Below are 2,708 nucleotides of genomic sequence, written 5' to 3'. Positions count from 1 at the left end.
CACGCGAACATCTTGGCTTTGTGCCGGAACTTTCAGACATCGACACGATTGTCAGGACGGCCGCTCCTTTTTTCGGACTGAAGACCAGGCCAATGAAACTGCCGCCAGCCAGGGCGGCAACGTCGGTCGCCGCTCGACGGGTCAGAGATAGCGGGGGCGACAGCTCGCGCGCTGGCCAAACCCGCTAGGGCTGCAGATATAAGGCGAGCCGCCCGAGAACGTGCCGCCATCGCCAGGATTGAACGAGATTTTCACCGGCGCCGGCGTGCTGGCTCTGATCCGTTGCGGTGGTGCAAAGGCGTAGGCACTTTCGGTTCCTGTTGTGCTTGTCATCTGGATCGGAAGGTCGGCCCGGAGCGAGCGCACGAGAAATCCGGCCTGCACGGGCTGGCTGCGGATGGCGTGGACCACAGGCTTGACGAGGACCGAATTGGTTTCGGTCGCATCCATACTCTGACACCCTGCAACCACAGAGATCATCGCCGCGGCCGCAACGATAACCACGATATTTCTAATAGATACGATATTTTTGCTTGGGTTGACTGCACCCATCGCTGAATTGTTCATCATGTGTCCCTTGCTATCAAGTATAAGCCAAGGGCGCATCGCGACATACTATGCTTCGCCGCTCTCACGCCGCATGAGTGACCACTCGCACATCACTCGTAAATATTAGACATCACTAATTATTAAATTTCATCAAAACCGTATGGTAGGGCCCATCGTCTCGTCGTTCTGTCAGATAAAGTTGGATGCCATCAACCAGCGATCCGCGCGCCTACGGCTCCAGCCGAACTGCTTGATGTCTTACCATAAGCGATTCGCCAGATCCCTGACAGGTGCCTTGCAATTGCAGTCCGCTCTCGAAAGCGGGATTGAGTGATTTTGTTCAACTCGTCAGGATGGGTCGGCTGCGTACCTAATTTTTGGAATCGACCAGCTTGCGGGTCTCTTCGAACTGCGCGCCCTTCGGGTTACCGACTTCGAATTTCCGGTATTCGTCGGAAGCATCCTCGGGAGATCGCTTGAAACTGTACCATTCCCCATCCGGATCCTCGCGTTTCTCGATGTTCCCGCCCTGAATCCGGTGGCTGTAGCAGGTGCGTTTTTGCTTGCCGGTGTAGCCCTTCGACCGCCAGGCGAGTTCCATGCACATCTTACCGTTGCTGGTGACCAGCCATCTGCCCGCCGCGAAAGATGCCGTGTCCGGCCCGGACGTCCAGGCCTCGAGGCGTCGATTGCCCTGTGCGAAATAGGCTGCTCCGTTTTTCCACACCCATGTGCGATCGGCGTAAAGAAGCGACAGCTCGTAGGCAGTCGGAACGGTGGCGACAACCGCTTGCGCCGGTCCGCTGTCTTTGGCGGCAGCCGCGTGCGCTGTTCCCGAAAGCGCCGTCTGGCCGCAGAGAGCCAGGAGAAACATAAGCTGCGTGCAACTTGCGAACCGACGGGGTCTGTGTTGCCGACGGTCGACGCAAAGCGGCGGCAATCTGGTCAGATCTGTCGGTACAATTGGCGTGCGCATGCCTGTTTGGCCCAAGGTAGCACTATCAGCGCTCTGACAGCCTAGGAAACTATTTAACAGTCGCGAGAACGGTGATGTCAACCTTCGCCAAGCGGATAAACAACAACTATTCGAGACACACGCAGCCGCAATCGTCAAAATTAAGAATTGCGTCGTATATTCCTCCACCTCCGACAATCGCGCTCAAAAGCAACATCCGCAGACGTTAGGGAGGACGCGGTTTCAAATGACGGACGACCCGGAGTTGAATCAGGCCGAAGGTCAGCAATACCTGCAGTCAAGCGACCGGGAGATGGCTGCTAGCAGCACCCTGAGCCCCAACATGGCGATATTGCTGGGCATCCTGTTCATTGCGGTCGTGTTCAGGTTCCACAACATCACCTTGCCACTCGTCGATGCCTTCAGCTGGCGCGAGGTAAGCACGGCAATGATGGCCGACAATTTCCAGCAGCGCAGCTGGAACATCTTCTTTCCGGAGGTCAGCTGGACCGGACCCGGGCCAAGTTATCAGGGCCGCGAGTTCCAGATCGTCAGCTATCTGACCGCCCTGCTCTATCAACTCTTCGGCTGGCACGACTGGTTCGGCCGCATGGTAGCGGCCTTCTTCGGTCTGGTGACGGTGTTTTCGCTGCACAGGCTAACGGCGTTATGCTGGGACGAGACCCACGCTCACGCCGCGGCGCTTGCCTACGCGCTGATGCCGGCGGCGATCATGATCGACAGCTCGTTTCTTCCCGATCCCGCGATGCTGGCCCTGGTGACGCTCGGCGTCTGGCTGTTCGCGAAATACTGGGCCGGCGGCAGCGGCTGGCTCCTGCCGCTTGCCACGGCGAGCTTCTCGCTCGGCGTGCTGGCAAAGCCGCCGGGCCTCGCCGCCGGCGCCGTCATCTTCTACCTCATGGTTTCCTGGGTTCTTGAGAACAAGCGAAAGCAGGCGGCCAAGGTCTTCCTGTTGGGGCTTTTGAGCTTGGCCATCATCGGCGCCTATTTCAGCTGGGCCATTTATCTCGGCCGCAGCTATCCGCCGTTTCATGTCGCGGGCAGCGGCTATATCTGGGATTCCGGTTTCTGGACATTCTTCAGGAACAGCTTCTACTTCAAATCCGTATGGAACACCTCAGTCTGGTGGTTCTACGGCTATCCGTTCATGGTGCTGATCGCGATCGGCTTCTGGCTGCCGCCC

At 58.0% G+C, this 2,708-nt stretch carries 3 protein-coding genes and 1 pseudogene; 2 read left to right on the top strand and 2 right to left on the bottom strand.

The genetic code is table 11. The annotated features are described in order from the left end of the window. A pseudogene (locus EN984_RS39065) lies at nt 1–188 on the top strand (UDP-glucose 4-epimerase GalE); the annotation flags it as partial. On the opposite strand, the gene EN984_RS30045 reads toward EN984_RS39065, so the two are convergent. Together EN984_RS30045 and EN984_RS30040 are read right to left on the bottom strand one after the other, a co-directional pair. After that, entirely contained in the window at nt 142–567 is a 426-nt protein-coding gene (locus EN984_RS30045) for a hypothetical protein (protein WP_306250209.1), read from the bottom strand. The pseudogene EN984_RS39065 and the gene EN984_RS30045 overlap by 47 nt on opposite strands. A gap of 352 nt (nt 568–919) precedes the next feature. Then, complete coding sequence (locus tag EN984_RS30040) at nt 920–1,423, bottom strand: DUF995 domain-containing protein (RefSeq protein ID WP_127270645.1); 504 nt, start codon at nt 1,421–1,423, stop codon at nt 920–922. 328 nt (nt 1,424–1,751) lie between these two features. Here EN984_RS30040 and EN984_RS30035 point away from each other — a divergent pair. After that, nucleotides 1,752–2,708: glycosyltransferase family 39 protein (locus EN984_RS30035; RefSeq protein ID WP_206517515.1), on the top strand; the 957-nt coding region annotated here is incomplete at its 3' end.

The sequence above is a fragment of the Mesorhizobium sp. M7A.F.Ca.CA.004.12.1.1 genome (assembly GCF_003997835.1).
Classification (GTDB): domain Bacteria; phylum Pseudomonadota; class Alphaproteobacteria; order Rhizobiales; family Rhizobiaceae; genus Mesorhizobium.
This window is presented reverse-complemented; position numbering and strand designations above follow the sequence as displayed.